Source organism: Paenibacillus sp. JT22N15, assembly GCF_059383755.1.
In genome coordinates, this window is sequence record NZ_JBXENV010000021.1 from 26,314 (window position 1) to 52,378 (window position 26,065).

General features: G+C 50.7%; 22 protein-coding genes. 14 read left to right on the top strand and 8 right to left on the bottom strand.

The window, feature by feature from the left end:
* Positions 1-21 precede the first annotated feature (21 nt).
* The 3 genes from AC50X8_RS29475 (at position 22) to dtd (ending at position 3,819) form a co-directional block, all read left to right on the top strand.
* The gene (locus AC50X8_RS29475; protein WP_056040144.1) at positions 22-534 is read left to right on the top strand and encodes an adenine phosphoribosyltransferase; all 513 of its coding nucleotides are present in this window, start codon (positions 22-24) and stop codon (positions 532-534) included.
* Between the two features lie 242 nt (positions 535-776).
* The gene (locus AC50X8_RS29480; RefSeq protein WP_056040147.1) at positions 777-2,957 is read left to right on the top strand and encodes a RelA/SpoT family protein; all 2,181 of its coding nucleotides are present in this window, start codon (positions 777-779) and stop codon (positions 2,955-2,957) included.
* A 415-nt stretch (positions 2,958-3,372) separates the two neighbouring features.
* A complete protein-coding gene (gene dtd / locus AC50X8_RS29485; protein ID WP_494865630.1) occupies positions 3,373-3,819 on the top strand; it encodes a D-aminoacyl-tRNA deacylase in 447 nt (148 codons plus the stop codon).
* Between the two features lie 149 nt (positions 3,820-3,968).
* On the opposite strand, the gene AC50X8_RS29490 is transcribed toward dtd, so the two are convergent.
* From AC50X8_RS29490 to AC50X8_RS29500, 3 genes are read right to left on the bottom strand one after another with little or no spacing between them, the layout of a single operon-like run.
* Complete coding sequence (locus AC50X8_RS29490; protein ID WP_494883111.1) at positions 3,969-4,235, bottom strand: hypothetical protein; 267 nt, start codon at positions 4,233-4,235, stop codon at positions 3,969-3,971.
* Between the two features lie 49 nt (positions 4,236-4,284).
* Entirely contained in the window at positions 4,285-4,965 is a 681-nt protein-coding gene (locus AC50X8_RS29495; protein ID WP_494883113.1) for a hypothetical protein, read from the bottom strand.
* A gap of 18 nt (positions 4,966-4,983) precedes the next feature.
* A complete protein-coding gene (locus AC50X8_RS29500; RefSeq protein ID WP_494883115.1) occupies positions 4,984-5,583 on the bottom strand; it encodes a M57 family metalloprotease in 600 nt (199 codons plus the stop codon).
* 250 nt (positions 5,584-5,833) lie between these two features.
* Here AC50X8_RS29500 and AC50X8_RS29505 point away from each other — a divergent pair, with 250 nt between their 5' ends.
* The 4 genes from AC50X8_RS29505 (at position 5,834) to AC50X8_RS29520 (ending at position 10,762) form a co-directional block, all read left to right on the top strand.
* Complete coding sequence (locus AC50X8_RS29505; RefSeq protein ID WP_200931660.1) at positions 5,834-6,007, top strand: hypothetical protein; 174 nt, start codon at positions 5,834-5,836, stop codon at positions 6,005-6,007.
* Positions 6,008-6,783: 776 nt separating this feature from the next.
* A complete protein-coding gene (gene hisS, locus AC50X8_RS29510; protein ID WP_494883121.1) occupies positions 6,784-8,034 on the top strand; it encodes a histidine--tRNA ligase in 1,251 nt (416 codons plus the stop codon).
* An 84-nt stretch (positions 8,035-8,118) separates the two neighbouring features.
* The gene (gene aspS / locus AC50X8_RS29515) at positions 8,119-9,930 is read left to right on the top strand and encodes an aspartate--tRNA ligase (RefSeq protein ID WP_200931661.1); all 1,812 of its coding nucleotides are present in this window, start codon (positions 8,119-8,121) and stop codon (positions 9,928-9,930) included.
* Positions 9,931-10,006: 76 nt separating this feature from the next.
* Positions 10,007-10,762, top strand: coding sequence for a tRNA threonylcarbamoyladenosine dehydratase (locus tag AC50X8_RS29520; protein ID WP_056039991.1), 756 nt, complete (start codon positions 10,007-10,009; stop codon positions 10,760-10,762).
* Positions 10,763-10,845: 83 nt separating this feature from the next.
* On the opposite strand, the gene AC50X8_RS29525 is transcribed toward AC50X8_RS29520, so the two are convergent.
* Both AC50X8_RS29525 and AC50X8_RS29530 read right to left on the bottom strand, forming a co-directional pair.
* The gene (locus AC50X8_RS29525) at positions 10,846-11,604 is read right to left on the bottom strand and encodes a response regulator transcription factor (RefSeq protein ID WP_494883123.1); all 759 of its coding nucleotides are present in this window, start codon (positions 11,602-11,604) and stop codon (positions 10,846-10,848) included.
* Between the two features lie 24 nt (positions 11,605-11,628).
* Positions 11,629-13,560, bottom strand: coding sequence for a cache domain-containing sensor histidine kinase (locus tag AC50X8_RS29530; protein ID WP_494865616.1), 1,932 nt, complete (start codon positions 13,558-13,560; stop codon positions 11,629-11,631).
* Between the two features lie 184 nt (positions 13,561-13,744).
* Between AC50X8_RS29530 and AC50X8_RS29535 the strand changes: the two genes are divergently transcribed.
* The 5 genes from AC50X8_RS29535 (at position 13,745) to AC50X8_RS29555 (ending at position 19,246) form a co-directional block, all read left to right on the top strand.
* Positions 13,745-15,151, top strand: a complete 1,407-nt coding sequence (locus AC50X8_RS29535) for an ABC transporter substrate-binding protein (RefSeq protein ID WP_494883127.1) — start codon at positions 13,745-13,747, stop codon at positions 15,149-15,151.
* Positions 15,152-15,205: 54 nt separating this feature from the next.
* Positions 15,206-16,081, top strand: a complete 876-nt coding sequence (locus AC50X8_RS29540; protein ID WP_056039999.1) for a carbohydrate ABC transporter permease — start codon at positions 15,206-15,208, stop codon at positions 16,079-16,081.
* Positions 16,078-16,899 carry a carbohydrate ABC transporter permease gene (locus tag AC50X8_RS29545; protein WP_056040001.1) on the top strand — a complete coding sequence of 274 codons (822 nt, stop codon included), beginning with the start codon at positions 16,078-16,080 and terminating at the stop codon, positions 16,897-16,899. The genes AC50X8_RS29540 and AC50X8_RS29545 overlap by 4 nt, the downstream gene beginning before the upstream one ends.
* A 74-nt stretch (positions 16,900-16,973) precedes the next feature.
* Complete coding sequence (locus AC50X8_RS29550; protein WP_494865609.1) at positions 16,974-17,816, top strand: AraC family transcriptional regulator; 843 nt, start codon at positions 16,974-16,976, stop codon at positions 17,814-17,816.
* Positions 17,817-17,893: 77 nt separating this feature from the next.
* Positions 17,894-19,246 carry an alpha-L-fucosidase gene (locus tag AC50X8_RS29555; protein WP_494883129.1) on the top strand — a complete coding sequence of 451 codons (1,353 nt, stop codon included), beginning with the start codon at positions 17,894-17,896 and terminating at the stop codon, positions 19,244-19,246.
* Here the strand turns inward: AC50X8_RS29555 and AC50X8_RS29560 are convergent.
* The 3 genes from AC50X8_RS29560 to AC50X8_RS29570 all read right to left on the bottom strand — a co-directional run bounded on the left by AC50X8_RS29560 (position 19,224) and on the right by AC50X8_RS29570 (position 22,056).
* Complete coding sequence (locus tag AC50X8_RS29560; RefSeq protein ID WP_494883131.1) at positions 19,224-19,394, bottom strand: hypothetical protein; 171 nt, start codon at positions 19,392-19,394, stop codon at positions 19,224-19,226. The genes AC50X8_RS29555 and AC50X8_RS29560 overlap by 23 nt on opposite strands.
* Before the next feature lie 28 nt (positions 19,395-19,422).
* Complete coding sequence (locus AC50X8_RS29565; RefSeq protein ID WP_494865603.1) at positions 19,423-20,076, bottom strand: FusB/FusC family EF-G-binding protein; 654 nt, start codon at positions 20,074-20,076, stop codon at positions 19,423-19,425.
* A gap of 285 nt (positions 20,077-20,361) precedes the next feature.
* The gene (locus tag AC50X8_RS29570) at positions 20,362-22,056 is read right to left on the bottom strand and encodes a hypothetical protein (RefSeq protein ID WP_494883133.1); all 1,695 of its coding nucleotides are present in this window, start codon (positions 22,054-22,056) and stop codon (positions 20,362-20,364) included.
* A gap of 312 nt (positions 22,057-22,368) precedes the next feature.
* Here AC50X8_RS29570 and AC50X8_RS29575 point away from each other — a divergent pair, with 312 nt between their 5' ends.
* Entirely contained in the window at positions 22,369-23,457 is a 1,089-nt protein-coding gene (locus tag AC50X8_RS29575) for a Gfo/Idh/MocA family protein (protein ID WP_494883135.1), read from the top strand.
* Entirely contained in the window at positions 23,438-26,017 is a 2,580-nt protein-coding gene (locus AC50X8_RS29580; RefSeq protein WP_494883137.1) for a glycoside hydrolase family 95 protein, read from the top strand. The genes AC50X8_RS29575 and AC50X8_RS29580 overlap by 20 nt, the downstream gene beginning before the upstream one ends.
* The last annotated feature ends 48 nt before the right edge of the window (positions 26,018-26,065 follow it).

Here is a 26,065-nt window from a genome sequence, read left to right on the forward strand (position 1 = left end):
TAATTAATGAGCGAGTCACAAATTAATTTTAAAGATTACATTCGGGTCATTCCCGATTTCCCACAGCCAGGCATTCGCTTCAAGGACATTACTACTTTGCTGAAGGATGGCCCGGCTTACCGAGCTGCCATTGAAGAAATGCGCAAAGCGGTTGAGCATTTGAAAATCGATGTCGTTGCAGGACCAGAAGCGCGCGGCTTCGTTATTGGCGCTCCGCTTGCCCTTGCACTCGGCGTAGGCTTTGCGCCTATTCGCAAAAGCGGCAAGCTGCCAGGCGAAACGATTGAAGCAAGCTATGACCTGGAGTATGGTAAAGATGTGCTCGCTATGCACAAGGACGCCATTCAGCCGGGGCAGCGCGTACTGATTGCCGATGATCTGCTTGCAACAGGCGGCACAATCGCAACTTCCATTAATTTAATTCGCCAGCTTGGCGGGGAAATTGTTGGTTCGGCCTTTCTTATCGAATTGTCTTATTTGACAGGCCGCGAGAAGCTTGGCGATATGGACGTCGTTTCTCTCATTACTTACTAGCCATTATTTGAAGGATGAAATAAAATCGTTTGAACGTTTAAGCCAACCAGCTGCTGCTGGTTGGCTTTCGCCCTATAAAGTCCCATTTTACCGGATACAATATTAATATTTCCATGACTTAAATCGACACTTCAATCGACAGCATAGTTGACGTCATGCTATGCTTACAGGCATAATATTAGAAAACTCGGAAAATGCGCGAAGGGGAGCCGAAGCAGGGCTCATTTCGGAAAGGGATGTTCATGGGCATAGAGCAGTTAATTGAAAAGGCATCGGCCTATATGAAGGAACAGGACTTATTACGCATAAGGGAAGCCTATCATTTTGCAGATCAGGCTCATCATGGACAAGTGCGGAAATCAGGCGAACCTTACATTTTACATCCGATTGCTGTAGCAGATATATTGGTGGATATGCAGATGGATGTGCTGTCCATTATTACAGCTTTGCTGCATGATGTGGTTGAAGATACGACAGTCGATTTGGAGACGGTACGGGCGAAATTCGGCGAAACCTGCGCAATGCTGGTTGACGGACTGACGAAGCTGGAGAAAATCCGTTTTCGTTCCAAGGAAGAACAGCAAAACGAAAATTATCGGAAAATGTTTGTGGCGATGGCGCAGGATATCCGCGTTATTTTGATTAAGCTCGCCGATCGCCTGCATAATATGCGGACGCTGAAATTCCAGTCGGAGGAGGCGCAGCGGCGCATCGCGTATGAGACGCTGGAAATTTTTTGCCCCATTGCGCATCGGCTCGGTATTTCCGCGATTAAGTGGGAGATGGAGGATATTGCGCTTCGGTATTTGAATCCGCAGCAATATTATCGCATCGCCAACTTGATGAAGAAAAAACGGGCGGAGCGCGAGCAGTTTATTGCCGATGTCATTGACCGCATTGAAGAGAAGCTTGGCGAGATGGGCATTGAAGGCGATATTTCCGGGCGCCCGAAGCATTTGTACAGCATTTACAAAAAGATGACCGACCGCAACAAGCAGTTTAATGAAATTTATGATCTGATGGCGATTCGGATCATCGTTGAGAACATTAAGGATTGTTATGCGACGCTCGGCATTATCCACACGCTGTGGAAGCCGATGCCGGGACGGTTCAAGGATTATATCGCGATGCCGAAGGCGAATATGTACCAGTCGCTGCATACGACGGTTGTAGGGCCCAATGGCGAGCCGACCGAAGTGCAAATTCGGACATGGGATATGCATCGTACTTCAGAATACGGGATTGCGGCGCATTGGGCGTACAAGGAAGGCACGGTCGTGCCAAACCGCAACTTTGAAGATAAAATGTCTTGGTTCCGCGAAATATTGGAGCTGCAAAATGACGCACGCGACGCATCCGAGTTTATGGAATCGCTGAAAATGGATTTCTTTTCGGATCTCGTCTTTGTATTTACGCCGAGCGGTGAAGTCATTGAGCTGCCAGCCGGCTCTGTGCCGCTGGATTTTGCTTATCGCATTCACACGGAGGTTGGCAATCGCACGATTGGCGCCAAGGTGAACGGCCGTATTGTGCCGCTTGACCATAAGCTCAAAACCGGTGATATTATTGAAATTCTCACCTCTAAGCATTCATACGGACCGAGCCAGGATTGGGTGAAAATTGCACAATCGTCGCATGCCCGCAGCAAAATCAGGCAGTGGTTCAAGAAGGAGCAGCGCGAGGAAAATGTGGCGAAGGGCCGCGAGGCTGTCGAGCGTGAGCTCAAGCGCCTTGGTCTGGAGCCTTCGGCTTGGCTGACCGAGGACAAGCTGCAGGAGGTTGCGTCGAAGTTCTCCTTTAACGATGTGGAGGATATGCTGTCCGGCGTTAACTTTGGCGGCGTGACCGCTGCGCAGATTTGTACCCGTCTAACGGAGAAGCTGCGCAAGGAAGCCGAGAAAAACAATACGATTGAGCTCGGTACGGATAAAGATGCGAAATCGGGAGGCAGCCGTAAAAATCGCCAACACCATGGCGTAACGGTACGAGGCATCGACAATTTGCTCGTTCGCTTCGCCCGCTGCTGCAATCCGGTGCCAGGCGATGCTATCATTGGCTACATTACGCGTGGCCGCGGCGTCTCGGTGCATCGAATGGATTGCCAGAACATTCCGTTCGGCATGGACGGTGAGGAAGCTGATCGCGTCATAGAGGTGGAGTGGGAAGAATCGGTCGAGGCCAATTACAGCGTCGATATTGAAATTACCGGCCATGACCGCAATGGTCTGCTCAATGAAGTGCTGCAGGTCGTATCTGGCAGCAAGACGAATATTTCTGCAGTGACCGGCCGTTCCGTGAAAAATAAAATGGTCATGATTCATATGACCGTGCTGATTAAGAACGTTGAGCATCTCTCTTCTGTGGTGGAGAAGATTAAACGGGTACAGGATATTTATTCCGTCCAAAGGATTATGAATAACTGAGTTTGCTGTAAAAGCCTTGGTGGGGAAGGGCGGGGGATCGCTGCGTGAAAGGTTTGGGTTTCGGTCGCCATTGCTCCTGAATTTCATCGAATTTACCGTTGCACGGTAGAAATTCAGGAGCAAAAGCGAACGCTCCGCTCCTCAATCCCAAACCTTTCACTCCACTCTCCCCCTCCTTTTCCCCGAAAAGGTTTTAAAAGCAAGTTTAGCTATTTGCCAGTAGGCAACAAGCTAAACTTACAAAGTCATGAACCCCCTGCCCTGATTAAATCTTAATAGGGCAGTTAAACGGGAAAACATTTAATACGCTCGCTTCTTAAACTAAGTCGAAAGCAATAGCATAGTCGGAAGCATTAGCATAGAGATGGCGGCGTATTTTGCCGCCTTCTTCTTTTTTAGAGAGAGGATGTAGAGCATGAAGGTTGTTATTCAGAGAAGCAAGCAGGCGAGCGTGACCGTCGAAGGAGAAGTAACAGGGGCAATTAACTTTGGATATGTACTGCTCGTTGGGATTACCCATGAAGATACGGAAGCCGACATCAAATGGATGGCCGATAAAATCGCGGGCCTGCGCATTTTTGAGGATGAGGCCGGAAAAATGAATTTATCCATCGTCGATAAGGGTGGCGCTATTTTGTCGGTATCGCAGTTTACGCTGTATGGAGACAGCCGCAAAGGCCGGAGACCGAACTTTATGGCTGCTGCCCGCCCAGAACAAGCGGAGCCGCTCTACGAGCAGTTTAATGCCTATCTTCGCCAGCAGCACGGGCTGCAAGTGGAGACGGGGCGTTTTGGCGCTATGATGGACGTGTCGCTCGTCAATTGGGGTCCTGTTACCTTGATTTTGGACAGCAAGGAATAGATCCACAGAACCGCCAGCCGAATTTCACTTGGTATGGCGTACATATAAGAAACTTATCCAGTCAGTTCCTAGACAAAAAAAAGGCAGCCAACATATTCGGCTGCCTTTTTACGTCCTTCAAATTAGCTATGAAAAGGGCAATTGCTGGTTTATTTTTTAAGACGGGCAAGCTTTTCTTCAACATTGAATTTTTTCATTTCCTCATCATTGAAAGGGTAAGGAGATGCTTTGTCGGCAAGCCATGTAAAGGTCATTTTGCTCATGATAACTACTGAATTGGCATTGCTTTTTATAACGGTCGGGAAGAAAATTGCCGCAAACATTTGAATAATGATGGGCATAATTCTCTCCTGCTCTGTTAGTCCAACGATTTCGCTTACAGTACGGATTAGCTTCTTAATACCCTGGTTTTTCATGAACTCACGATTTCGAAAATTTTCTCTTTTGTCATATTCTCCACAACTTCTACTTGCTTTCCGCCTTCGCGGCGACTTGTGCTTTAATTTCTGCAAATAATCCTTCTTTAGTTAAACCGGTTATTTTATCGATATGGGCTAGTTCGATCTGCTCAGTCTGAAAATGAATTGTGCCACTCTGTTTAGTCGTTAAAGCCAGTTCTTTGTTTTCTGTATTCACTTTCAATGCAACGTTGCCAGCAGAATCCACTTCTACTTGAAAAGGTACGGAAGACGGGCCGAATACATCTTTCGTATGTGCTTTTTTCAAAAACAGCACATACGTTTTATCAAAATCAGGTTTGCTGTAGTTGGGCAAATTGAGAGTGGCTTCATAGTCCACATCGTTTAACGTATGTTTTAACAAGACGGTATGCGGAATGGAGACATTAATCGTGCCCTTGGCATCGCCCAGCAACGATTCATCCACTACAAACGAATATACTTCGCTAAGATGATTTTCCCCCATATCCCAATTTTCTATAAACTTCTCGTAGTGGCCGGATACCACGTAAACGGAATTATGAACTAACCCTGCAACATCCCCGCTTACGGCATAATCGGGAGAATAATTTACATGAAACGTGCCGGGCGAATACTTCTCCTTCGCTGTAAATAGCAGCACCCCAGCCACAAGTGCTAAGCATAGCCCTGCAATTAAGAGCATCCTGAAATTGAATTTTTCGGTCATTTTAAACCCTCCCTTAATTTATAGTGGGTAAAGCGCGTTTAGGCCGTTTTTATCATCGGTTTGAGGTGTGTAGATGGTCTCGCGATCTCTGCTTGAGTTCATAATAGCCTTTACAAGGAGTGGCGTATGACCGAGACCGAGCGCATGGCCTAATTCATGTCCTGCAGCGCTTCTTCTCGTATTGGATTGATTGGCTACAGCCGGATTTCCTATATTGATATCGGCGGTAAAGTAACTAGTTGAAGTTGTACCCGGACTCACATAAGTGATGCATACGCCAAACATCGAAGGATCATCGACATTTTGGGTGCCAACCTTGCTTAAGGTTGAAGTATTGAGCGCCGAAAGATTAAATTTAATTTTGCTTTGGGCACTATTCCAATCAGCAGCTGCTGAATCAAACGCAGCTTTATAAGCTGTATTTGTAGTTGCGTATTTCACATAAACGTTGTAAGGATTATTGGCGGATTTGGGCCATTTGTGCCCGGTAAACGTATAAGCGAACGCAGATGACGTAAAAAGAAGAGCCAGTAGCATGAAGGGTATGGCGGTTAATAACGATTTTTTTCGCATATTTAATTTCTCCCTTTTTTTGATTTTTTGCTGCAAATCACTCAAGCTCGTAGCATAATGACGATCGAAAAACAGGATATGTTTCAATTTATGGATGTATTTTCAAAAAAATGAGAGGGGAAAGGTTTAATGCTTATTTTCGCTCGATTGGAGAGCAAGCAATAGCGTCAAGATGAAGATTAGGTCAGATGCCTTCTGGATACAATAGGGGAGAGAATGGGCGCGCTTAGCGCATTCGGCAGCGATTGGCCGCGGCCGGAGGCCTGTTTATTTTGTACCGGAGGCGAATGAACACATGCATCAATCCCGCAAGGAGCAAGGGCTGGAGCGGATTAGCCGCAAGCTGCTCCATGCCGATCGGCATGAAGCGATAAGGCTGTCACAACTGGAGGAAGACATGGAAGCGGCAGAGGAATGGGCAGGATTTCCGTCTGCTGCTGGCAAGCGAAGCGACTTAAAGGACACGTAATAAAGCGCAGCGTGGAAACAGCGGCTCGCATATGCTGACGGAAAAGCGGGAATAAGGTCGAAATAGCCGGAAATAAAACGCTTTCTAAACTGTAATGTTACTGTAATCAAACGATAACGCTATTTTAACATCGCAAGCCTATAATAGACCTCGACCCCCTTTTTTAAAATATAATTTACTTTTGGACCTGCAATGTGATTGCAGGTTTTTTTCTGCCTTCTGGCGGTCTTGCCGCTGTTCCTATACAATCGGGCTGATTAGAGCTGAATCGCATCTTGACTTTCTGACCACGCCCAAGTAAAATGAAGCATCAGCACCATTCACTATAATGATTTCATGATGGAACAAAGTAATCCATGCGCATATATGCAGAGAGGAATGCCTTAGGCTGCAAGCATTCTTATAATGGCGGGATGAACAGACTTTCCGGAGAACAGACGGTGAACGTTAGCCTGCTGGGGCTTAAGCTCTAGGCAAGCGATTGTTTCAGTAGCCGTACTGCGGGTGACGGGCGTTAACCGTCTTCAAGCGAGCTTCTGCCTTCTGGCAGCTGCCTCGGAATGTGGGTGGTACCACGGGAGCTATACTCTCGTCCCTGACAGCAATATTTGCTGTTCAGGGGCGGGAGTTTTTTGCTTTAAATATAAGACGTTATAAGTTTCATACTTACCACTGGCTTATATTTCACCGCAAAATGAACCCTGCCGTCATTGCACGGCGCGCACCATTTTGCTTGTTCTCATCGTTTTTTAGCAGCAGGTTAGGAGGAAAATGACATGGCATTTCAAAAATTACCAGGCACGCAGGATATGCTGCCAAGCTCAATCGACAGCTGGCAGTTCGTAGAGCAGAAGGCACGCGAAATTTGCCGACGCTTTAATTTTCGCGAAATTCGCACGCCGATCTTCGAAGCGACCGAGCTGTTCCAGCGCGGCGTAGGCGAAACGACGGACGTCGTGGAGAAAGAGATGTATACGTTCACGGATCGCGGCAATCGCAGCGTGACGCTTCGTCCAGAGGGCACAGCCGGGGTCGTTCGGGCCTTCGTTGAAAATAAACTGTATGGCGAGCCTGATCTGACGAAGCTGTATTACATCGGCCCTATGTTCCGCTATGAGCGCCAGCAAGCCGGGCGTTACCGCCAGTTTCACCAATTCGGCGTAGAGGCGATGGGCTCGGTTAATCCGGCACTTGATGCTGAGGTTATCGCTTTGGGCTATACGTTTTATACCGAGGTTGGCCTTAAAGGGGTGCGCGTCGAAATCAATTCCGTCGGAACGCCGGAAGTAAGGCTTGCCTTCCGCGAGCGGCTGCTTGCTTTCCTCGAACCGAAGCGCGAGCTGCTGTGCAAAGATTGCCAGTCGCGGATGGACCGCAACCCGCTGCGTGTGCTGGACTGCAAAGTCGACCAGAAGCATTTTGAAGGCGCTCCGTCGATTTTGGACAGTCTGGATGAAGAATGCACAACGCATTTTGTAAAGGTTAAAGCGTATTTGACGGCTATGAATATTCCGTTCGAAGTCAATTCGAAGCTGGTGCGCGGACTGGATTATTACACGCACACCGCCTTTGAATATAAAGCGGAGGGCATCGGTGCCATCGATACGATTGGCGGCGGCGGGCGCTACAATGGGCTCGTTGCTGAAATTGGCGGACCGGATCAGCCGGGCGTTGGGCTTGGCCTTGGCCTGGAGCGGACGATTTTGCTGCTTGAGCATCAGAAGACGGAAGGCATTAAGGAAGCGAGCCAGGTCGACGTTTACGTCATCAGCCTTGGCGAGGCAGCAGAGCGTGAGGCGACGAAGATCGTACACGAGCTGCGTGCAGCAGGCTTGCGTGCTGACCGTGACTACACGGACCGCAAGATGAAGGCACAGATGAAGTCTGCGGACCGCTTCAAAGCACGTTTTACTGCCATTCTTGGCGATGACGAGCTGGAGCGCGGCGAAATTGCGCTGAAAAATATGGAAAGCGGCGAGCAGCGCACCGTAGCCATCAGCGAGCTGGCAGCAGCGATTCAAGCTTAGAGACTGCGACGAAATAAAGGACCGCTAATTTCCTCGCAGCTCCTTCGTTCACTAAATCTTTTAAATAAAAGGAGCATAACCATTATGTTGAAAACACATCCATGTGGAAAATTAACAAAAAGCGATATTGGACAAACGGTCATTTTGAACGGCTGGGTACAGCGTCGTCGTGACCTAGGTGGCGTATTGTTTATTGATCTTCGCGACCGTACAGGTATCGTTCAAACAGTATTTAACCCTGATTTTTCCGGCGATGCGCTGGCGATTGCTGACCGTGCCCGCAACGAGTTCGTGCTTGCTGTTCAAGGAACAGTCGTTGAGCGTGATCCAGAAACCGTTAACGCGAACCTGGAAACAGGCGAAATCGAAGTGCGCGTTGAAAAAATCGAAATTATGAACGCGGCAAAAACACCGCCATTCCCAATCGAAGACGGCGTCGAAGTTGACGAGTCGCTGCGTTTGAAATACCGTTACCTCGACCTGCGTCGTCCGGAAATGCAAAAAACATTGCTGCTCCGTTCGAAAGCAGCGAAAATTTTCCGCGACTTCCTTGATGGAGAAGGCTTTATTGACGTTGAAACGCCAATTTTGACTAAGAGCTCACCAGAAGGCGCGCGCGATTATTTGGTGCCGAGCCGCGTGCATGAAGGCGAATTTTTTGCCCTGCCGCAATCGCCGCAAATTTTCAAGCAATTGCTAATGGTCGGCGGCATTGAGCGCTATTATCAAATCGCTCGCTGCTTCCGCGATGAGGATCTTCGCGCAGACCGTCAGCCTGAGTTCACACAAGTCGATATCGAAACGTCCTTCCTGTCGCAGGATCAATTGCTGGGCATGATGGAGCAGCTTGCTGCAAGATTGTTCCGCGAGACGGTAGGCGTGGAGCTTGCGCTTCCGTTCCAGCGCATTACGTATGAAGATGCCATCAACAAATATGGCTCCGATAAGCCTGACCTGCGCTTCGGCATGGAAATTCAAGATATTACCGATATTGTCGCGACAAGCGAAGTGAAGGTATTCGCAAGCGTAGCAGCATCCGGCGGCGTCGTGAAGGCGTTCAATGCCAAAGGCTGTGGCGGCTGGAGCCGTAAAGAGCTTGACGATTTGCAGCCGTTCGCTGCTCGTTATGGCGGTAAAGGCTTGGCTTGGATTACGGTGAAGGATGGCGAATGGCGCGGTCCAATCGTGAAGTTCCTCAAACCAGAGGAAATCGCGGCGCTGACTGAGCGTTTGCAAGTAGAAGATGGCGACTTGCTCACATTTTCTGCTGACAAGAAAAAAGTCGTTGTTGATGTCATGGGCAACCTGCGCCTGAAAGTGGGCCGCGAGCTTGGTCTGATCGACGACACTAAATTTAAATTCGTATGGGTCGTAGACTTCCCGCTGCTTGGCTGGGATGAGGATGCACAGCGTTATGTAGCCGAGCATCATCCGTTCACACGTCCGCATGAGGATGACCTGCACCTGTTTGATACAGATCCAGGCAAAATCCGCGCTCAAGCTTATGATATCGTCTTGAACGGTTATGAAGTAGGCGGCGGCTCGATGCGTATTTACAAGCGTGAAGTACAGGAGAAAATGTTTGCTGCACTCGGCTTATCTCTAGAAACAGCGCAAGAGAACTTCGGATACCTGCTGGATGCTTTCGAATACGGTACGCCTCCGCATGGCGGAATCGCGTTCGGCTTCGACCGTCTCATCATGCTGCTGGCTGGCCGCACAAACCTGCGTGAAACGATTGCATTCCCGAAAACAGCGAACGCAACCGATCTGCTGTGCAATGCGCCGTCCGAAGTTGAGCTGTCCCAATTGGAGCAGCTTCATATCCGTACAGTGCCTAAGCCTGCGAAACAGCCTGCCCCAGCAGGAGCAGCACCAGAAGCACCTCAAGCTTAATGGAGCGGGCGGACGAAACAGCCCGCCTTCCTATGTAGTTGCTTGGAATAGATAACGGAAGGGACGGCGATTTTAGATGCTGCACCAATTTTCACGCACGGAGCTGGCAATTGGGCCGGAAGGCCTTGAGCTGATGAAAGGAAGTACGGTAGCGGTGCTCGGCATCGGCGGCGTCGGCGGAATTGCTGCTGAGGCGCTGGCCCGTACAGGCATTGGCCGTATTATTTTGGTCGATAAAGATGTTGTCGATATTACGAACGTCAACCGCCAAATCCATGCGCTTACGACGACCGTTGGCGAGCCGAAGGCCGACTTGATGCGCGACCGCATTAAGCTCATTAATCCGGAATGCGACGCGGTATCTCTCCGCATGTTTTATACGGAAGAGACGTATGAGAAATTTTTTGAATACCCGATTGATTATGTCATTGATGCTTCCGATACCATTTCGTACAAAATCCATTTGATCAAGCAGTGCCTGGAGCGCAAAATCCCGATTATTTCGAGCATGGGCGCCGCTAACAAAATGGACCCGACGAAATTTGAAGTTGTCGATATTTCCAAAACCCACACCGATCCGATTGCCCGCGTTGTGCGCCAGAAGCTGCGCAAGGAAGGCATTAATAAAGGCGTGAAGGTCGTATTTTCCTCGGAGACGCCGAAGAAGCCGCGTCAAGATGTGACGCAGCGCATCGTGCCCGAGAACGCGCCGGAAATTCGCAAAGCCCAGCAGCCGCCAGCGAGCAACGCCTTTGTTCCTCCTGTAGCGGGGCTGATCATGGTCAGCGTCGTCGTGCAGGATCTGCTGGCGAAGGCAGATATTACCGTATAAATAGTCGCGGCTTACAGCCCAAAAAAAAACCAGAGCGGATATGCCTAGGCATATTATTGGCTCTGGTTTTTTTGTTTGGATCCTTATTTCTGAAACTCCTTCGGTGTAAAGCCCGTCATCTGCTTGAAGATGCGGCTGAAATAAAATTGGTCGCTATAGCCGACCTGTTCACCGACCTCCTTGACGGAGAGATGGGAGTGATTGCGAAGCAAATATTTCGCTTCGTTGATGCGCAGCGACATCAAGTAGCGGGAAGGGGGCTCCTCCGTATGCTTAATAAAAATTTTGCTCAAGTAGGACGCCGTAAAATTGAAGCTGCGGGCAATTTGCTCCAGGCTGAGATCTTCGCTATAATGCTCGCGCATAAAGTTTTGCACCATTTGCACCAATTCCTCCGTATCCGCTCCGCTTGGCTGAAGGCTTTTCATCTGGGTTTTAAAATCAGTCCGTTCCGCCTCAATTAGCGTCTTTACGCGATTGTATACCCGCGAAAGCTCAGTGGTCGCAATCGGCTTCAGCAAATATTCAATGACATTGTACTGAATCGCTTGCCGTGCGTATTCAAAATCAGCGAAGCCGCTCGTAATGATTTTGCGCATGCGCGGATAATAGCAGTGGATAGACTGAATGAGCTCAATGCCATCCATGACAGGCATCCGAATGTCGGTAATGAGCAAATCCGGCTGCTCCCGGTTCACAAGCTCGAGCGCCTCTTTGCCATCTTGGGCGGAGCCGACAATTTGAATAGCCTCATCCAGACCTTCGAGCTTGCGCACCAGCGTACCTCGGATGATATCCTCGTCTTCGGCAACAACGACTTTAATGACGTTTGCTTGAGCCATAAGCGAATGCCTCCCTTTGCCTAGCTATAGTTTGCCGCCGATTCTAATAGCCGCCCCGCCTTCGGGGCGATTGTGAATCTGAAATACAGCTGCATCTCCATATGTGAGCTTCATTCGAATATAAATGTTCAGCAGCCCCATGCCGCCCAGCTTGAGCACGGGCACGACATGCGTCTCATCAACCTCGCGAATACGCGCAAATAAATGCGCCAAGCTTTCTTCCGAAAAGCCAGGGCCGTTATCTGCCACCTCCAGGTGCCAATCCTCGCCTTCGATTTTGCCAGAAATGCGAATTTGCCATGGCGGCTCATGCTGCGTCCCGAACTTCAGCGCATTTTCAACAAGCGGCTGCACGACCAGCTTAGGGATGCGCAGCTCCCGCATGCGCTCGTCCACCTCCATTTCATAGTGAAGCTTCTGGCCGAAGCGAATTTGGTTAATATCCAGAAACTTGCCTGTATGCAGCAGCTCATCCTGCAAGCTCACAATGGCTGCATCTGTGGAGAAATAGCGCAGAAAATCGGACATGTTTTCAGTCATAGCAACAATTTGCTCATTCATATTTTCTTCGGCCATCGCATGAATGGTCGCGAGCGTGTTATACAGGAAATGGGGGTTCATCTGGGATTGCAGCGCAACGAGCTTCGCCTGCATTTCCTGCGACTGGGACAGCAGCAAATCGTCCATCGATTCCTTCAGCCGCGAGCTCATGCGCACAAAGGAAACATGCAGCTGGTCCAGTTCATTGAGCCCGCTGCCGAGCGTCTGGGCGGCTACTCTGCCGGTTCCTAGATCCTCCAGCCGCATGCCGCGGATCGAACGGTGGATTTTCAAGATCGGATACGTAATCCGTTTGGATGCCGCATAGGAAAGCATGATCGCAAACAACAAAATGACAAAGGCGACGAGGACAGTCTGCTTGGCGAAAGCGAATACAGGGACGAGCAGCTTGCTCTCGGACACGATAATGAGCGTATTCCAGCCAGTCAGCTCCGAGCGGTGCAGCGACAATAGCTCCTTTGCCCCCGTATTGGGATTAACGAAGGACAAATAACTGCCCTTGCCCTGCGTCTGCGAATTGGTTTTGCCTGCCGTCAAGCTGGTGTAAGCCGCGTAGTGCTGCTTATCCGCCTGCAGGGGATAAATGATATCGCCATTGTCATTGTATACGAGTACCTGCGCACCGTAAGGATTTTCCCCCGTAAAAGCAAGGATGCTGCTGAAAATTCGATTGTAATATTGCTTCACTTCAACAATGCCGGTTGGATCATTGTAATTGTCATAAAACTGGCGGAACAGCGAGACTGAATATTGCATGTCGCTAGATGAAATATAACGGGACATTTCCTCATCGGGTACGGGCAGCGAAATGATTTTGCCATTTTGCATCGCTACAACCGCTTTAAACCAAGGCTTGGTCGCCGGATCGTAGGTGCGTTCGCCATTGTCAAAGCCATTGCCATACATTTTGTTTTTAAAATCATACAAATACAGCTGCTCCACCGGGCGCGAAGGGCCAATAGCCGCAGTCAAAATTTCAGCCAGCGCCTTGGCATTTTCAACTGATTGGCTTTTAGAGACGCTCGGAAACGATCCGCTGCCCATGCCGCCGGAAAGGCCTAACTTTTGTTTATCGCTCTCCCTATCGGTATCCGTATCACTACCATCTCCCGTCTGTGTTTGATCGGGCAGCTCTGAGGTGTAACGCTTGAAATGATTTTTGACCAAATTGGAGTACATGACATTGAGCGAAACATCATTCATTTTTTGAATTTCCGAATCGATATGCTCTTGCATCGAGCGGCCCATGCTGGCAAGCGAATCGGTTGCATTTTGCTTGAGCAGATTAGAGGACCAAAGGCAAAGCCATACGACTAGCACGGTAAACACGATGAAAATAATAAGAGAGTAGGTGGAGAACAGAACAGCTTGAATCGTTTTGAATTTAGTAAGCATCACTACCTCCAGCCGTTCACGCGCACCGTTGTTGCTTTCATTTTGCTGCTAGGCGGGCATTTTGTCAAAGACTTTTTGTAAGCGCTTCATAATTATTTGGCGAGTGGTAAAATAAGTGCATAAAACGCCCCTGTTTTATCCATGGCACATCAAAAATCGGAAATCTATAATGAGGAAGCAGGAAATGAAAACGCATACAGCTGAGCATTCAACATTAAAGGGGAGCGATATGATGAAAAAATCGATGTGGCTGTTAACGGTTATTGCTTTGGTTGCGATTATAGTTGCGGGCTGTGGGGGCGGCAATTCGGGCTCTGGCGGAAATGCATCATCCCCGGCAGGCAGCGCGAACAGCGGCACAGGCAATACGGGAGGGACGAAGCAAAATATTACGCTTACCTACTTGGCCAGCCAAGGCTGGATAAAGGATGCGGAAATGCAGCTCGCCAAAAAATTTGAAGCCGAGACCGGCATTCGAATCGATTATCAAATTGTTCCTTCCGATCAATATTTCAATGTGCTCAAAACAAAGCTGAACGCTGGCGAGGCGACCGACCTGTTTGGCGGGCAAAGCGGCAAAAGCGAAATCAGCCTCAACTATAACGTCGAGAAAAATGCCGTTGATTTGAGCGGGGAAGAATGGGTGAAGCGCGAGGACCCGCTCAGCATTGAGCAGTTGACGCTGAACGGCAAAGTTTACGCCCAGACGATTTGGGATACGGGAAGCAGCTTCGTTATTGCGTACAATAAAAAGATTTTTGAAGCGCATGGCCTTTCCATTCCAAAAACATACGAGGAGTTCAAGGCGCTGTCCCAGAAGCTGATGGATGCCGGCATTACACCGCTGTATGAGCCGATTGCTGACGGCTGGCATCATGTCCTGTGGTTCGCCGAGCCGGGACCGCGCTACGATGAAGTAACGCCGGGCTTATACGATGATTTGAACGCGAATAAGAAGAAGTTTGTGGACGATCCGACGATGAAGCTGGCTCTAACACAGTTTAAGGAAATGTATGACCTTGGTTTTATGGGCGACAATGCTTTTTCCGATACAGGGGCGGATTCGGCTGTGAAGATGGCCAGCGGCAAATATGCAATGACCCTTGCGGCCCAAAGCATCGTCAACGATATCGAGAAGGCAGACCCTACTGTCAAAGCGGATCAATTCGGTTATTTTGTCATTCCGCTCGCGGACAATCAAATTTATTACATTAATCCAGGCGGCCCAAGCAAATTTATTTATTCCGGATCGAAGCATATTGAAGAAGCGAAGCAGTACCTCGCGTATTTGGCGCAGCCGGAAAACTTGCAGTATATGCTTGACAATGATTCGACGATTTCCAATCTGAACTTCCCAGGGCTGAAAGACAAATACAATGAAGAGCAGAAGAAGCTGATGGCGACGTATACGAAAAAAGGTACGGATATTCAGGATTACGTGAACTATGTCAACCCGCAGTGGATGGATATGGGCAAAGATTTGGTTGCGATGCTGGGCAACGCGATACAGCCGGAGGATGTGCTGAAAAGCATCGACAAGCGCCGTGCCGATATGGCGGTTGTGGCGAAAGATCCGGCATGGGCTAAATAGGAGGCGGCTGCCACCGCTATAGACGACAAACGAGTGAGTGGGGATGAATGCTGCATGAGAAATAAAATTTATCCGTTTTACTTTGCTGTGGGCACAGTCGGCGTTTATTTTATCTTTTTCGTCGTACCAGGGCTGATGGGCTTCTATTATTCGCTGACGGATTGGAACAGCTATTCGGATACGATTACCTTCATCGGATTGGACAATTTCAAGACGCTGTTTTCGTCCGGTGAAAATTATGTCAGCTACATTATCAATACGTTGAATTTTACCGCATCGACCGTTATTTTAAAAACGGCTATTGGCCTGCTGTTCGCCCTTATCCTGAATGAAGGCATCAAGCTTAAAGGCTTTCATCGGGTCATGATTTTTATGCCATCGATCGTGCCGATGCTCGTCGTCGGCCTGATCTTTAAGTCGATTTTGAATCCGGCGACGGGGCTGCTGAATGAAGCGCTCAGATGGCTGGGGCTGGATTTTATGGCGCAAAAATGGCTCGTTGACGCCAATTGGGCGTTCAAATCGATTATTGGCGTTGATACGTGGAAGGGCGCTGGCTACATTATGATTATTTTGCTGGCGGGCTTGCAGTCGATATCGCGAAGCTATTATGAAGCAGCTGAAATCGACGGGGCGAACAGCTGGCATAAATTCAAGTATGTGACACTTCCGCTGCTCATGCCGGCGCTTGTCGTGACGACAGTGCTGAACTTGCTGCATGGCCTGAAAGTATTCGAGGCGGTTTACGTTTTGACGAACGGCGGGCCGGGCTATGCAACAGATGTGCTTTATACAGCGATTTTCAAAGAATTTTCGATGGGCCGTTATGGGGTTGGCACCGCGCTGTCCTCGCTGCTCTTTCTATTCATGACGATTGTCGGTTATTTTGTCATCCGCTTGATGGCCAGAGAGGAGGGGCGTGACCAATGACCCCGAAGTTCATTCAAAAGCTGGCGCGCAACGGCATCGCTTGGCTGCTCAGCCTGGTTACTTTTTTACCGCTGTATTTAATCATTGTCAATTCGCTGAAAGATCAGATGGGGGCAAGCTCCATGAGCATTGCGCTGCCGAAGGCGCTGCATTGGAGCAATTACGCCATCGTAGTGGAGCAGGGCAAGCTGCTGCAATCTTTTTTGAACAGCCTGCTGTATGCGGTCGGTTCAACGGTGCTGGGCATCGCGCTCGCTGCAATTGCCGCTTATATTTTTGCCCGCAATCAGTCGCGGTTGAACCGGTTTATGTATTTCTTCGTTATTTTGGGCATTGCGATGCCGATTAATTTTGTGACATTGACGAAGGTGATGCAGTTCACCCATTTGATTAATACGCAGCTTGGCATGGTCATTTTGCTTGCCGTCATGTCGATTCCCTTCAGCGTTTTTCTTATTTATGGCTTCGTTGGCTCGGTGCCAAGAGAGCTGGATGAAGCGGGCATTGTTGATGGCTGCTCGCCGCTGCGCCTGTTTTACTCCATCGTAGCTCCGCTGCTGACGCCCGTTATTGTTACGGTCGGCATCTTGAATTTTATGGGCGCGTGGAATGATTTTGTACTGCCGCTCTATTATTTGAATGACTCGAATATGTGGCCGATGACGCTTGCCGTTTATAATTTCTTCGGTCGTTTTTCGGTGAATTGGAACCTCGTTTCCGCTGATATTGTGCTGACAACTTTGCCGGTCATCATCATCTATTTGCTCGGTCAAAAATATATCATTTCCGGCATGACCTCCGGCTCGGTAAAAGGCTGATATAGGCTGTGCCATGGCTCGGTTGACAGATTGAAAAGGCAAGCAGGCTAAGAGAGGCTGAAGGAGGGGGAGCTATGTTTTTCCATGATCTGAAGCTGGAAAGGGAGCTGAAAATCGAGCACCGCATCGATAGTGTCGTAGAGCATGAGCTGCATATGCATGATTTTCTCGAAATAAATGTGCTGCTGCATAACAAGTCCCGCTTTCAGCTTTTGGATCGGGAATACACGGGTGATGCCGGGGACGTGTTTCTGTTTCGGCCCTATGCCCCGCACTATAATTTGGCGCAGGAGGCAGACAAGCCGATTGAATGGATTATGGTGCTGTTCTCGCCATCCATCGTCCGAATGATTCCAAATGGCTATCGCCTGCTGTACCCGTTCTATACCGAGGGGGCTTGTCCGCTTATTCCGGCCAGTTCTGCCTATGCCAAGGGCATTCAGGCTGCTGCCAAGGCCGCCTATGAGGAGCAGGTGAGGAAGGAGCCGGGCTGGGAGGCCGCCCAATTGATGCGGTTTATCGATATTTTGGTTCATGTGTTTCGCTATGCGGTTGCCTGCTCGGCTGGGGAAGGCGAGCGGGCTGAGGTGGACGAAGGCGTCGTATCGGCGGTGGAGCATATTTTGCGCCACATTACAGAGGACATCGATGTCAGGGATTTAATAGAATTGTATGGCCGGGGGAAAACGTATTTTTATACTCATTTCAAGCAGGCGGTCGGCGTGACGCCTAATCAATTTATTCATCGGCTGCGCCTGCAAATTGCGATGCATCTGCTGAAGACGACGAGCAAGTCGATTACGGACATTGCCTTTGAGTGCGGCTACAATTCCATTCATTATTTCAACAAGCATTTCAAGCAATACAGCGAGGTTTCGCCGCGGGAATTCCGCAGAGTGGCGAAGCAGGCGATGTAGCGGCTAGATAAAAGAAGAAACAGCAAGCAGGGCTTGCGAACAAGGCATATAAGCGGCTAAGGGAGGAGCGTAAGAAGATGGCGAAGGGAACGGAGAACATAGAAGGAATACAAGCAAGCGGGGGTGTGCCTTCACAAACAGAGCTTGACAGCGCACAGCGCGCAAAGTGGTTTACCCATGACCGCTTCGGCATGTACATCCATTGGGGGCTGTATTCGCTTGGCGCGAGGCATGAGTGGATGCGGTCCAGAGAGTTTCTCAGCAATGAGCAATATGAAAAATATTTCAAGCATTTTGATCCGGATTTATATGATCCGGAGCTATGGGCTGAGCTTGCCGCGGAAGCGGGCATGAAATATATGGTCGTCACCGCCAAGCATCATGAAGGTTTCTGCCTGTGGGACTCGAAGCTGACGGCTTATAATGCCGTGAACAGTCCGGCCAAGCGGGATTTGCTGCGGCCGATGCTGGATGCTTTTCGCGAGCGTGATATTCGCACGGGCTTGTATTATTCGCTGCTCGACTGGCATCATCCGCATTATACGGTCGATGTGAAGCATCCGCTGCGCTATAATGAGGCGTTTCTGGAGCAAAGCAAGGAGCGGGATTTTGCCAAATATGTTGAGTTTCTGTTCGGCCAGACGAGGGAGCTGCTCAGCGAATATGGCAACATCGATGTGCTGTTCTACGACTTCTCCATTGCCGCCGAAGCGGGCTTTGAGGGCAAAGGCAAGGAGGCATGGCAAAGCGAGCGGCTAGTCCGCATGATTCGTGAGCTGCAGCCGAATGTTATGCTCAATGACCGCCTGCAAATAGCGGGAGATATTACGACGCCGGAGCAATATCAGCCGCGGGAGTGGATTAAAGTGAATGGGCAGCGTGTCGTCTGGGAAGCATGCCATACGTTCAGCGGCTCATGGGGCTATTACCGCGACGAGGAATCGTGGAAAAGCACCGATATGCTCGTGCAAATGATGATTGATACGGTAAGCAAAGGCGGCAATTTGCTGCTGAATGTCGGGCCGACAGGGCGAGGCGAATTCGATGAACGCGCGGTGGAGCGCTTGAAGGGAATTGGCGCCTGGATGCGGCGGCACAACCGTTCCATCTATGGCTGTACGGCAGCGCCGGAGGAATATGCTTGTCCGCAGGATTGCCGTTTTACGTATAACCCATCGACGAATCGGCTGTATTTGCATATTTTCAGCTGGCCGTTCAAGCATTTGCACCTATACGGCTTCTCGGGCAAAATTGCCTATGCCCAGCTGCTCCATGATGCTTCGGAAATCCGGATGGTCCAGGGCGAGCAGGAAATGACGATGGAGGCGGGCGCCTTTAACGAAGGGCGGGCTGCCGATACGCTTACATTGGAGCTGCCAGTGAAAAAACCGAACGTCACCGTTCCGGTCATTGAACTGTTTTTAAAATAATCACATCGGCCGCTGACAAGATGCCTGCATAGGTATTCACCGTCAGCGGCCCTTGCAATTCCGCTTTCATACAAAAAGCGCGTACCGATTGAGTATCGGTACGCGCTTTGAAGCCGTTACATGGCCGGACACTGTCTGCTGTGTTCATGTCAAACAGCGCAGCACCATTCCGCTATTTACCCAACTACCGCCTCAATAAATTTTTCAAGTGCGGTCGTATCGGTAATATTGTTGTTGCAGTCATGGCTTTTGGCGCACATGTAGTTACCAACAGCTTTGTAGTAGTCGGGGGATGCGCCTGCAGGCCTTTTTTTCGTTATGGCTGAAAATAAAGCAAGCTCCTCAAACCGATTGCACACAAAGCAATAGTTTTTCTTGTTCGTCGGGTTGTAGCGTCCTTCGACGCCGACGAACTGACCATTTACCGGATAAACGATAAACAGCTTGTTGCTCGCGATATCGATCCAGCTTAAATAAGTGACATAGCGATAGTCGATAGCGGCTAGATCGGGCAGCTTGAGCTTTTTATTTTTCGGAAAAAGCTTCTGGATTTGCTTGGCCGTAATGGTCGGAAACTCCGTTAAATAGCCTTCCAATTCCCGCAAATACTTGGCAAAATCCTCTTTCGTCCGCAGCGTCGAGACGGCTTCAAGCATTTGCTTCTGCTCGGCGGCTGCGTCCGGGAACATTTCCATAATTTTAGATTCGGTCGTATATTTAACGGACTCCAAAATTTTACGGTCGGCAACTGTGCCAAGCGCATGCTGCAAAATGCCGGCTTGTTTTTTAATCACATTATATTGATGGTTTCTAATAAATGGTTTACTCATTTAGGTTCAGCCCCTTATTTGTTTTGATCATGCAGTAAATAAGGTGCAAAGCCAAGTATTAGAAACGACATAAGCGTGGCTAGGCGATAACGTATCCGTTATGAGTGCGCCCATGCAAAGTATCGCTTCCAAAACCAGCTCTGCAGTGGGCTGTGCCAATCCGGCAATCTCTAATTGCCATCCATACCGACCTCCTTTTCATTGAATTACCGTTTATTATAGTCAAAACAGCCCCGCTTCTCAATAGCAAATCCCATTCACAGCATGCTTTCAAGCTGCTTTGCGCTACCCATTAAGCTCGAAATCCAGTGTAAATCCGCCGTGATCCCCTTTGTGAAAATGAACCTCCTTATTCCCGAAGCGCTGAACCCAGCAATCGGGCCGTCCGAGAAACGGGCGGGCGAGCTCCGCCGTTTCGTCGCTGAGAAAGTCAGCCGTCGGCAGCCAAGCGCCGCCGCCGGGGAAGGTGCAGCGCTGCTTCCACGCTTCGGGCAGCAGCCACAACGCGACAAGGACGACCGCGCCTGCGAGCTCGGCGCGCCGCCTCATGGCGCGAAGCGTGCCGGATGACAGCGAGCTTCCGGCCGCAATAATGAGCTTGGCGCCGGCAAGCTGCGGCTCGGCCGCGAATTCATCGTAAACGAGCACATTGTTCAGCGGGAAAAATAATGGATGAACCGCAGCGGTTCCATCCCTGTTTGCAGCGGTTGCGGTTGCGGCTGCTGCTGGTGCTGGTGGAAGCGGCGCACCCTCCCATAGCGGGAATTGCTCTTCAGCGATAGCAGCCTTCAAGCGATGGCGCGGGAACGTATAGCCGGGAATGTGCATACAGCTGCCATGTGCCGGAATGGTGCGATGGCTGAGCAAATGCCATACGTGAAAAATGCTCTGGCTTTCCTGCGGCATGGCAGCAGCCAAGCTGCCGAAGGGTCGCTCATTTTGGCCATAGTTGCTGTCGTCGGAGTGAATGAAGGCAATGTCGGCACTGGCATCCATGTGGCTGTAGGACAGCGGGTGGGCAGGGACAAATTCCTGCCTGAACTGCTGCCAGACGTCTCCAAACGCAGTTTGCTGAAAGCTGTGTCCGTCGAATCGCATCAGCGCATCAACATTTTCAACAAATAAATGGGTAGGACTCATTAAATAGCCCATTTGGAGAGCGGAAGCAAACTCCTCCGGCGAATGGCCAGGAAAGCCCGGCGTGCGGATCGGCCATTCGCCGGCATCTGGTCCCCATAAATCGGCGCACAGCCACAACGGGCGATGGTATTGTTTGGCTGCACCTAGCGCCGTGGCGAGTTGGAGCGATTGGAACGACTCCTTCATTATTTTGGGGCAAAGGGCCATCCCTCCCCGCGCCTGGGCGTGGAACAGCACGGGAAATACCTGCTCGGAAATGAGCGGCACATTAGAAGTGACAGGTGAGGGGCTTGGCACTTGTACCTTGCTCACAATAGAGCGGACATGGGCATCGCGCTTCGCAACCGCAGCGGTCAAGGCTTCCCGCAAAGCAGCGACTTTTTCCTGCTCCCCTGCTGGGCTGCTCCAATGCGGAAACCAGCCATCCTTGCGATACTGCGCCGCATTGATCTGCAAATGCTCAGGCTCATCGTAGAGCAGCCCAATGAGCAGTCCGCTTGCCGCTGCCAGCCGGATTTGGTCGTCTGGAATATCGTAGCGGTTCGTTCCCTCTTCCCACGGGCCGTTAATGTTGCCATACTCATTGCCGAGGCAAAGCTCCATTCCATAGGCGAGCATGTCAGCGAGCAGCTCCTGCTGGCCCTCAAGGCCGGGAAACACATGATGCACGTAAAAATCGGCCTGCAGCTGCTTAAGCTGCTCCATAAAAGCCTGCCTTCCTGGTGGAGGGTCCTGTGAAGGATAGATTTGTCCTGTTCCCGTGCGCATATAAAGCTCTGAAGCCGTCTGCGCCCAAGGGTCCTGCCAGCCGATGACCGTTCCTTGCATGCCGAATTTCATGAGCCCAATTCTCCTTTACTTGGATGTCGGATTTTTTGCTGGCTCCATTTTAACATGGCGGAGGAAACGCTTTCTTTGCTAAAAAGGCAGGCTGGTTTGCAATCTTGTTCATAAAGCGTGGGGCAGAAGGGTTGGCTCAGGCTAAAGGGAGGAGGCAGGCCGATTTTTGAACAAAATCGCAAATAAACGTCCTTGTCCAGACAAGTAAGCTGCAAGGCGCTTCGCTATACTTGAGAAGAAGCGGGAGCTGCAGCGTACACGCCATCAGCAGCCTTTTACCATTTTACAAAAAGCAAAGGATGCGTGAATGAGATGACTAAACAGCGTTATCGGTTAGGTGTAATTGGGCTTGGGGAAGGACGCAGCATTATGTCGGCGGCGCTGGCGAGCGAGCGGTATGAGCTGGTGGCGGTATGTGATTTAAATGAGGAGCTTTGCCAGCAGCGGGCGGAGGAATTCGGCTTTCATGGCTGGACAACCAAATATAGCGATTTATTGGAAAACCCCTTAATTGACGTCATTGCGATATATACGCCAGACCAGCTGCATTTGACGCATATCCGCCAAGCACTGGAGGCGGGCAAGCATATCATCTGCACGAAGCCGCTGCTGCCTTCCTTGGAGGGCGCGCAGGAGCTGCTGGCCATCATGAAAGGGACAGACAAGCGTTTATTTGTAGGGCAAAGCTCGCGATTTTTCGAGCCGATGCTTCATCAGCGCAGCGATTACGAGCAGGAGCGGCATGGCGCACTCCAAATGGTGGAGGCGCAATATATAACCGACGGACGCTGGTTTCTTGAAAAAGATTGGAGCCGTCAAAAAGGCTTTAGCTGGATGTACGGCTTTATGATCCACGCTGTTGACCTCGTTCGCTGGTATTTGCCCGGCGTAACGGAGGTTGTGGGCTTCGGCCGCAGCATAGATGCTAGCGGCGAAAGCGGCAACGGCACCGTCGATACTTGGGACTCAATGCGTTTTCTGCTGCGGGATGGGCAGGGACGAATGGCGCAAATTTCCGGCAATTATACAATGCCGACTCTAGGGCAGGCGGTCGAGCCATCTATAAGCTGCGTGCTGCGCGGTACGAATGGCATTTCGCGTGCGGAATATCCGAACTTAAGCTACCATACGCATTTTGCTGAGCAAGGCACAGCCTCTTATTCGTTTGAAGACAAGCATGACTACTACTTCCGCTTTGAAGGCAAAAGCCATCATGCAGGCGAGTACCAAAACTATATTGAATATTTTGCGGATTGTTTAGACAGCGGCGAGCTTCCGCTTCCAGATGCTTCAGAGGCGATACACACGCTTGCCCTGATGGCAGCAATGGAACGCAGCGCAAGCGGCGGCGGCCAGCTTGTACGCATTCAGGATATAAAGGATGAATTCGGTATTGTTTAGCAAGCTTTCAGGCTTCATATTGGGGCCGGATGGGGAGGGGAGCAGCATGAAGCTGACGTATGACAAGCCGGCAAGCATTTGGACGGAGGCGCTTCCCGTCGGGAACGGGCGGCTTGGCGGCATGGTTTTTGGCGGTGTTGATGCGGAGCGCATTCAGCTGAATGAGGATACGCTTTGGTCGGGCAGCCCGCAGGATTGGAATAATCCGTTAGCGCTGGCGGCTTGGGCGGACATACGCCGCTGCATCAAAGAGGGCGATTACGAGGAGGCTGAGCGAATAAGCAAAGCTTCGACGATGGGGCCTTATACGCAAAGCTATATGCCGCTAGGCGATATTCAGCTTCGCTTTTATCACGGGCAATTGACGGAAGAATATAGGCGCGAGCTGGATATGGCAAACGGTATCGCGAGAACGATATATCGAATTGGCAAGGTTGTTTATACACGGGAAGTATTCGCTTCGCATCCCGATCAGGTAATCGTTATCCACCTGACCGCAAGCGAGCCTGGGAAGCTGAGCTTCAAGGCAAGTCTCAGCAGTCCGCTGCGCAGCCGCTCCGCTTCTGTACGTGACGGTTTGCTGCTTACCGGTTATTGTCCGGAGCAGGTTTATCCGAATTATTATGAGACGGATGAGCCGATTCGGTACGGGCAGCCGGATACGACGAAGGCTATGCGTTTTGCCGCGCTCCTAGGCATTCGAGCCGCTGGGGGCTCGTGGTCGGCGGATGCGGATGGGCTTCATGTGGAAGGGGCGACAACGGCGACGCTGTATGTCTCAGCGGCAACCAGCTTTAATGGCTATGACCGCTGCCCAGGGACAGAGGGCAAAGATGCTGAGCTGACGGCGGGCGCCTATTTGACAGCGGCTGCGGAGAAGCCATTCGAAACGCTGCTTCGTGCGCATGGTGACGATCACCGAGCATTATTTGGCAGAGTTGCTTTTCAGCTAGAAGGCTCCAGCTTGCCCGAAGACTTTCCGACGGATCAAAGAATCGCCGAATATGGCGCAACTGACCCCCATCTCGTAGAGCTGCTGTTTCATTACGGACGTTATTTAATGATCGCAAGCTCCAGATCAGGCACGCAGCCGACGAATTTGCAAGGCATATGGAATCAGGATGCCCGGCCGATCTGGAGCAGCAATTATACGCTCAATATTAATACGCAAATGAATTATTGGCCTGCGGAGCTGTGCCATTTGGCCGAATGCCATGAGCCGCTGCTTGACTTTATTGCCGATTTGTCCGTAACGGGGCAGGCAACCGCAGCGGTTAATTATGGCTCCCGGGGCTGGACCGCCCATCATAATTCGGATATATGGCGGCAATCCGCGCCTCCAGGCGATTACGGGCATGGCAATCCGTTATGGGCGAACTGGCCGATGAGTGCCGCTTGGCTCTGCCAGCATTTATGGGAGCATTATCGCTTTGGCGGGGATATCGGCTACTTAGCGCAGCGAGCTTACCCCGTTATGAAGGGCGCGGCCCAGTTTTATTTGGATTGGCTGGTCGAAAACGAGCAGGGCATGCTCGTCACTTCCCCCTCCACCTCGCCGGAGCACCGCTTCCGGCTGGAGGACGGACGAACGCCAGCACTGAGTGTTGCTTCAACGATGGATATGAGCCTCATTCGCGAGCTGTTTGAGCATTGTTTGGCGGCCCATGAGCAAATTTGTGCTTCTGCGGCAGTCGAAAGAGCAAGCTGCTATGAATCGGAATCGGAATCGGAACAGGGGCAGGAGCAGGAACAGGAACGGAAACGGGAATGGGAACCGGATGTGGAATCGGAATATGAATCCGTAGAGGAAGGGCACTTTTTGCAGCAATTAGAAGCTGCTCTGCCTAAGCTGCTCCCGGCAAGCATTGGCAAGCATGGCCAACTGCAAGAGTGGTCCCAAGACTACGAGGACGAGGATCGTTTCCATCGTCACGTATCGCATCTATATGCGGTCTATCCGGGTGATGGCTGGTCAGCGGAAAGTACGCCGGAGCTTTATGAAGCCGCCCGCATCGCCTTGGATCGGCGGGGCGACGGGGGTACAGGCTGGAGCCTCGGCTGGAAGGTCAATCTATGGGCGAGGTTCGGAGATGGCAATCGGGCGTATGCGTTAATTAAGCGGATGCTCACGCTTATCCCGGATGATGGGGTGATGGATTTTGAGCGGGGCGGCGTGTATGCGAATTTGTTCGATGCGCATCCGCCCTTTCAGATTGACGGCAACTTTGGCGTAACAGCTGGAATGGCCGAGCTGCTCGTGCAGTCGCATGCGGGCAGGCTGCATCTGCTGCCAGCGCTGCCGGACGCTTGGCCAACCGGCAGCGTCAGCGGCCTCCGCGCCCGCGGCGGCTTCGAGGTCGCCATCGCCTGGCGTGATGGCAAGCTGCAAGCGGCAGAGCTGTTTGCCCACCGCAGCGGCCCATGTGTGCTGTATGCAGGTGCAGCGCTGCGGATTCAGCCGCAGGGCGAAGAGGGCATGCCGGAGGTGGAGGAGCGTACGCCGCTGCAGTATTATTTTCAGGCGGAGCAGGGGAGAACGTATGTTATTCATCCGTTATGAGCTGGCGAATAAGCGGCATGAAGAGGTTGCTGTGATTATCATAGATAA

Bases quoted from the DNA above. Each gene is read 5' to 3' on its own strand.
- AC50X8_RS29480 (WP_056040147.1), top strand. From the start codon at position 777: ATGGGCATAGAGCAGTTAATTGAAAAGGCATCGGCCTATATGAAGGAA.
- dtd (WP_494865630.1), top strand. From the start codon at position 3,373: ATGAAGGTTGTTATTCAGAGAAGCAAGCAGGCGAGCGTGACCGTCGAA.
- AC50X8_RS29490 (WP_494883111.1), bottom strand. From the start codon at position 4,235: ATGAAAAACCAGGGTATTAAGAAGCTAATCCGTACTGTAAGCGAAATC.
- AC50X8_RS29495 (WP_494883113.1), bottom strand. From the start codon at position 4,965: ATGACCGAAAAATTCAATTTCAGGATGCTCTTAATTGCAGGGCTATGC.
- AC50X8_RS29505 (WP_200931660.1), top strand. From the start codon at position 5,834: ATGCATCAATCCCGCAAGGAGCAAGGGCTGGAGCGGATTAGCCGCAAG.
- hisS (WP_494883121.1), top strand. From the start codon at position 6,784: ATGGCATTTCAAAAATTACCAGGCACGCAGGATATGCTGCCAAGCTCA.
- aspS (WP_200931661.1), top strand. From the start codon at position 8,119: ATGTTGAAAACACATCCATGTGGAAAATTAACAAAAAGCGATATTGGA.
- AC50X8_RS29520 (WP_056039991.1), top strand. From the start codon at position 10,007: ATGCTGCACCAATTTTCACGCACGGAGCTGGCAATTGGGCCGGAAGGC.
- AC50X8_RS29525 (WP_494883123.1), bottom strand. From the start codon at position 11,604: ATGGCTCAAGCAAACGTCATTAAAGTCGTTGTTGCCGAAGACGAGGAT.
- AC50X8_RS29530 (WP_494865616.1), bottom strand. From the start codon at position 13,560: ATGCTTACTAAATTCAAAACGATTCAAGCTGTTCTGTTCTCCACCTAC.
- AC50X8_RS29535 (WP_494883127.1), top strand. From the start codon at position 13,745: ATGAAAACGCATACAGCTGAGCATTCAACATTAAAGGGGAGCGATATG.
- AC50X8_RS29540 (WP_056039999.1), top strand. From the start codon at position 15,206: ATGAGAAATAAAATTTATCCGTTTTACTTTGCTGTGGGCACAGTCGGC.
- AC50X8_RS29545 (WP_056040001.1), top strand. From the start codon at position 16,078: ATGACCCCGAAGTTCATTCAAAAGCTGGCGCGCAACGGCATCGCTTGG.
- AC50X8_RS29550 (WP_494865609.1), top strand. From the start codon at position 16,974: ATGTTTTTCCATGATCTGAAGCTGGAAAGGGAGCTGAAAATCGAGCAC.
- AC50X8_RS29555 (WP_494883129.1), top strand. From the start codon at position 17,894: ATGGCGAAGGGAACGGAGAACATAGAAGGAATACAAGCAAGCGGGGGT.
- AC50X8_RS29560 (WP_494883131.1), bottom strand. From the start codon at position 19,394: ATGAACACAGCAGACAGTGTCCGGCCATGTAACGGCTTCAAAGCGCGT.
- AC50X8_RS29565 (WP_494865603.1), bottom strand. From the start codon at position 20,076: ATGAGTAAACCATTTATTAGAAACCATCAATATAATGTGATTAAAAAA.
- AC50X8_RS29570 (WP_494883133.1), bottom strand. From the start codon at position 22,056: ATGAAATTCGGCATGCAAGGAACGGTCATCGGCTGGCAGGACCCTTGG.
- AC50X8_RS29575 (WP_494883135.1), top strand. From the start codon at position 22,369: ATGACTAAACAGCGTTATCGGTTAGGTGTAATTGGGCTTGGGGAAGGA.
- AC50X8_RS29580 (WP_494883137.1), top strand. From the start codon at position 23,438: ATGAATTCGGTATTGTTTAGCAAGCTTTCAGGCTTCATATTGGGGCCG.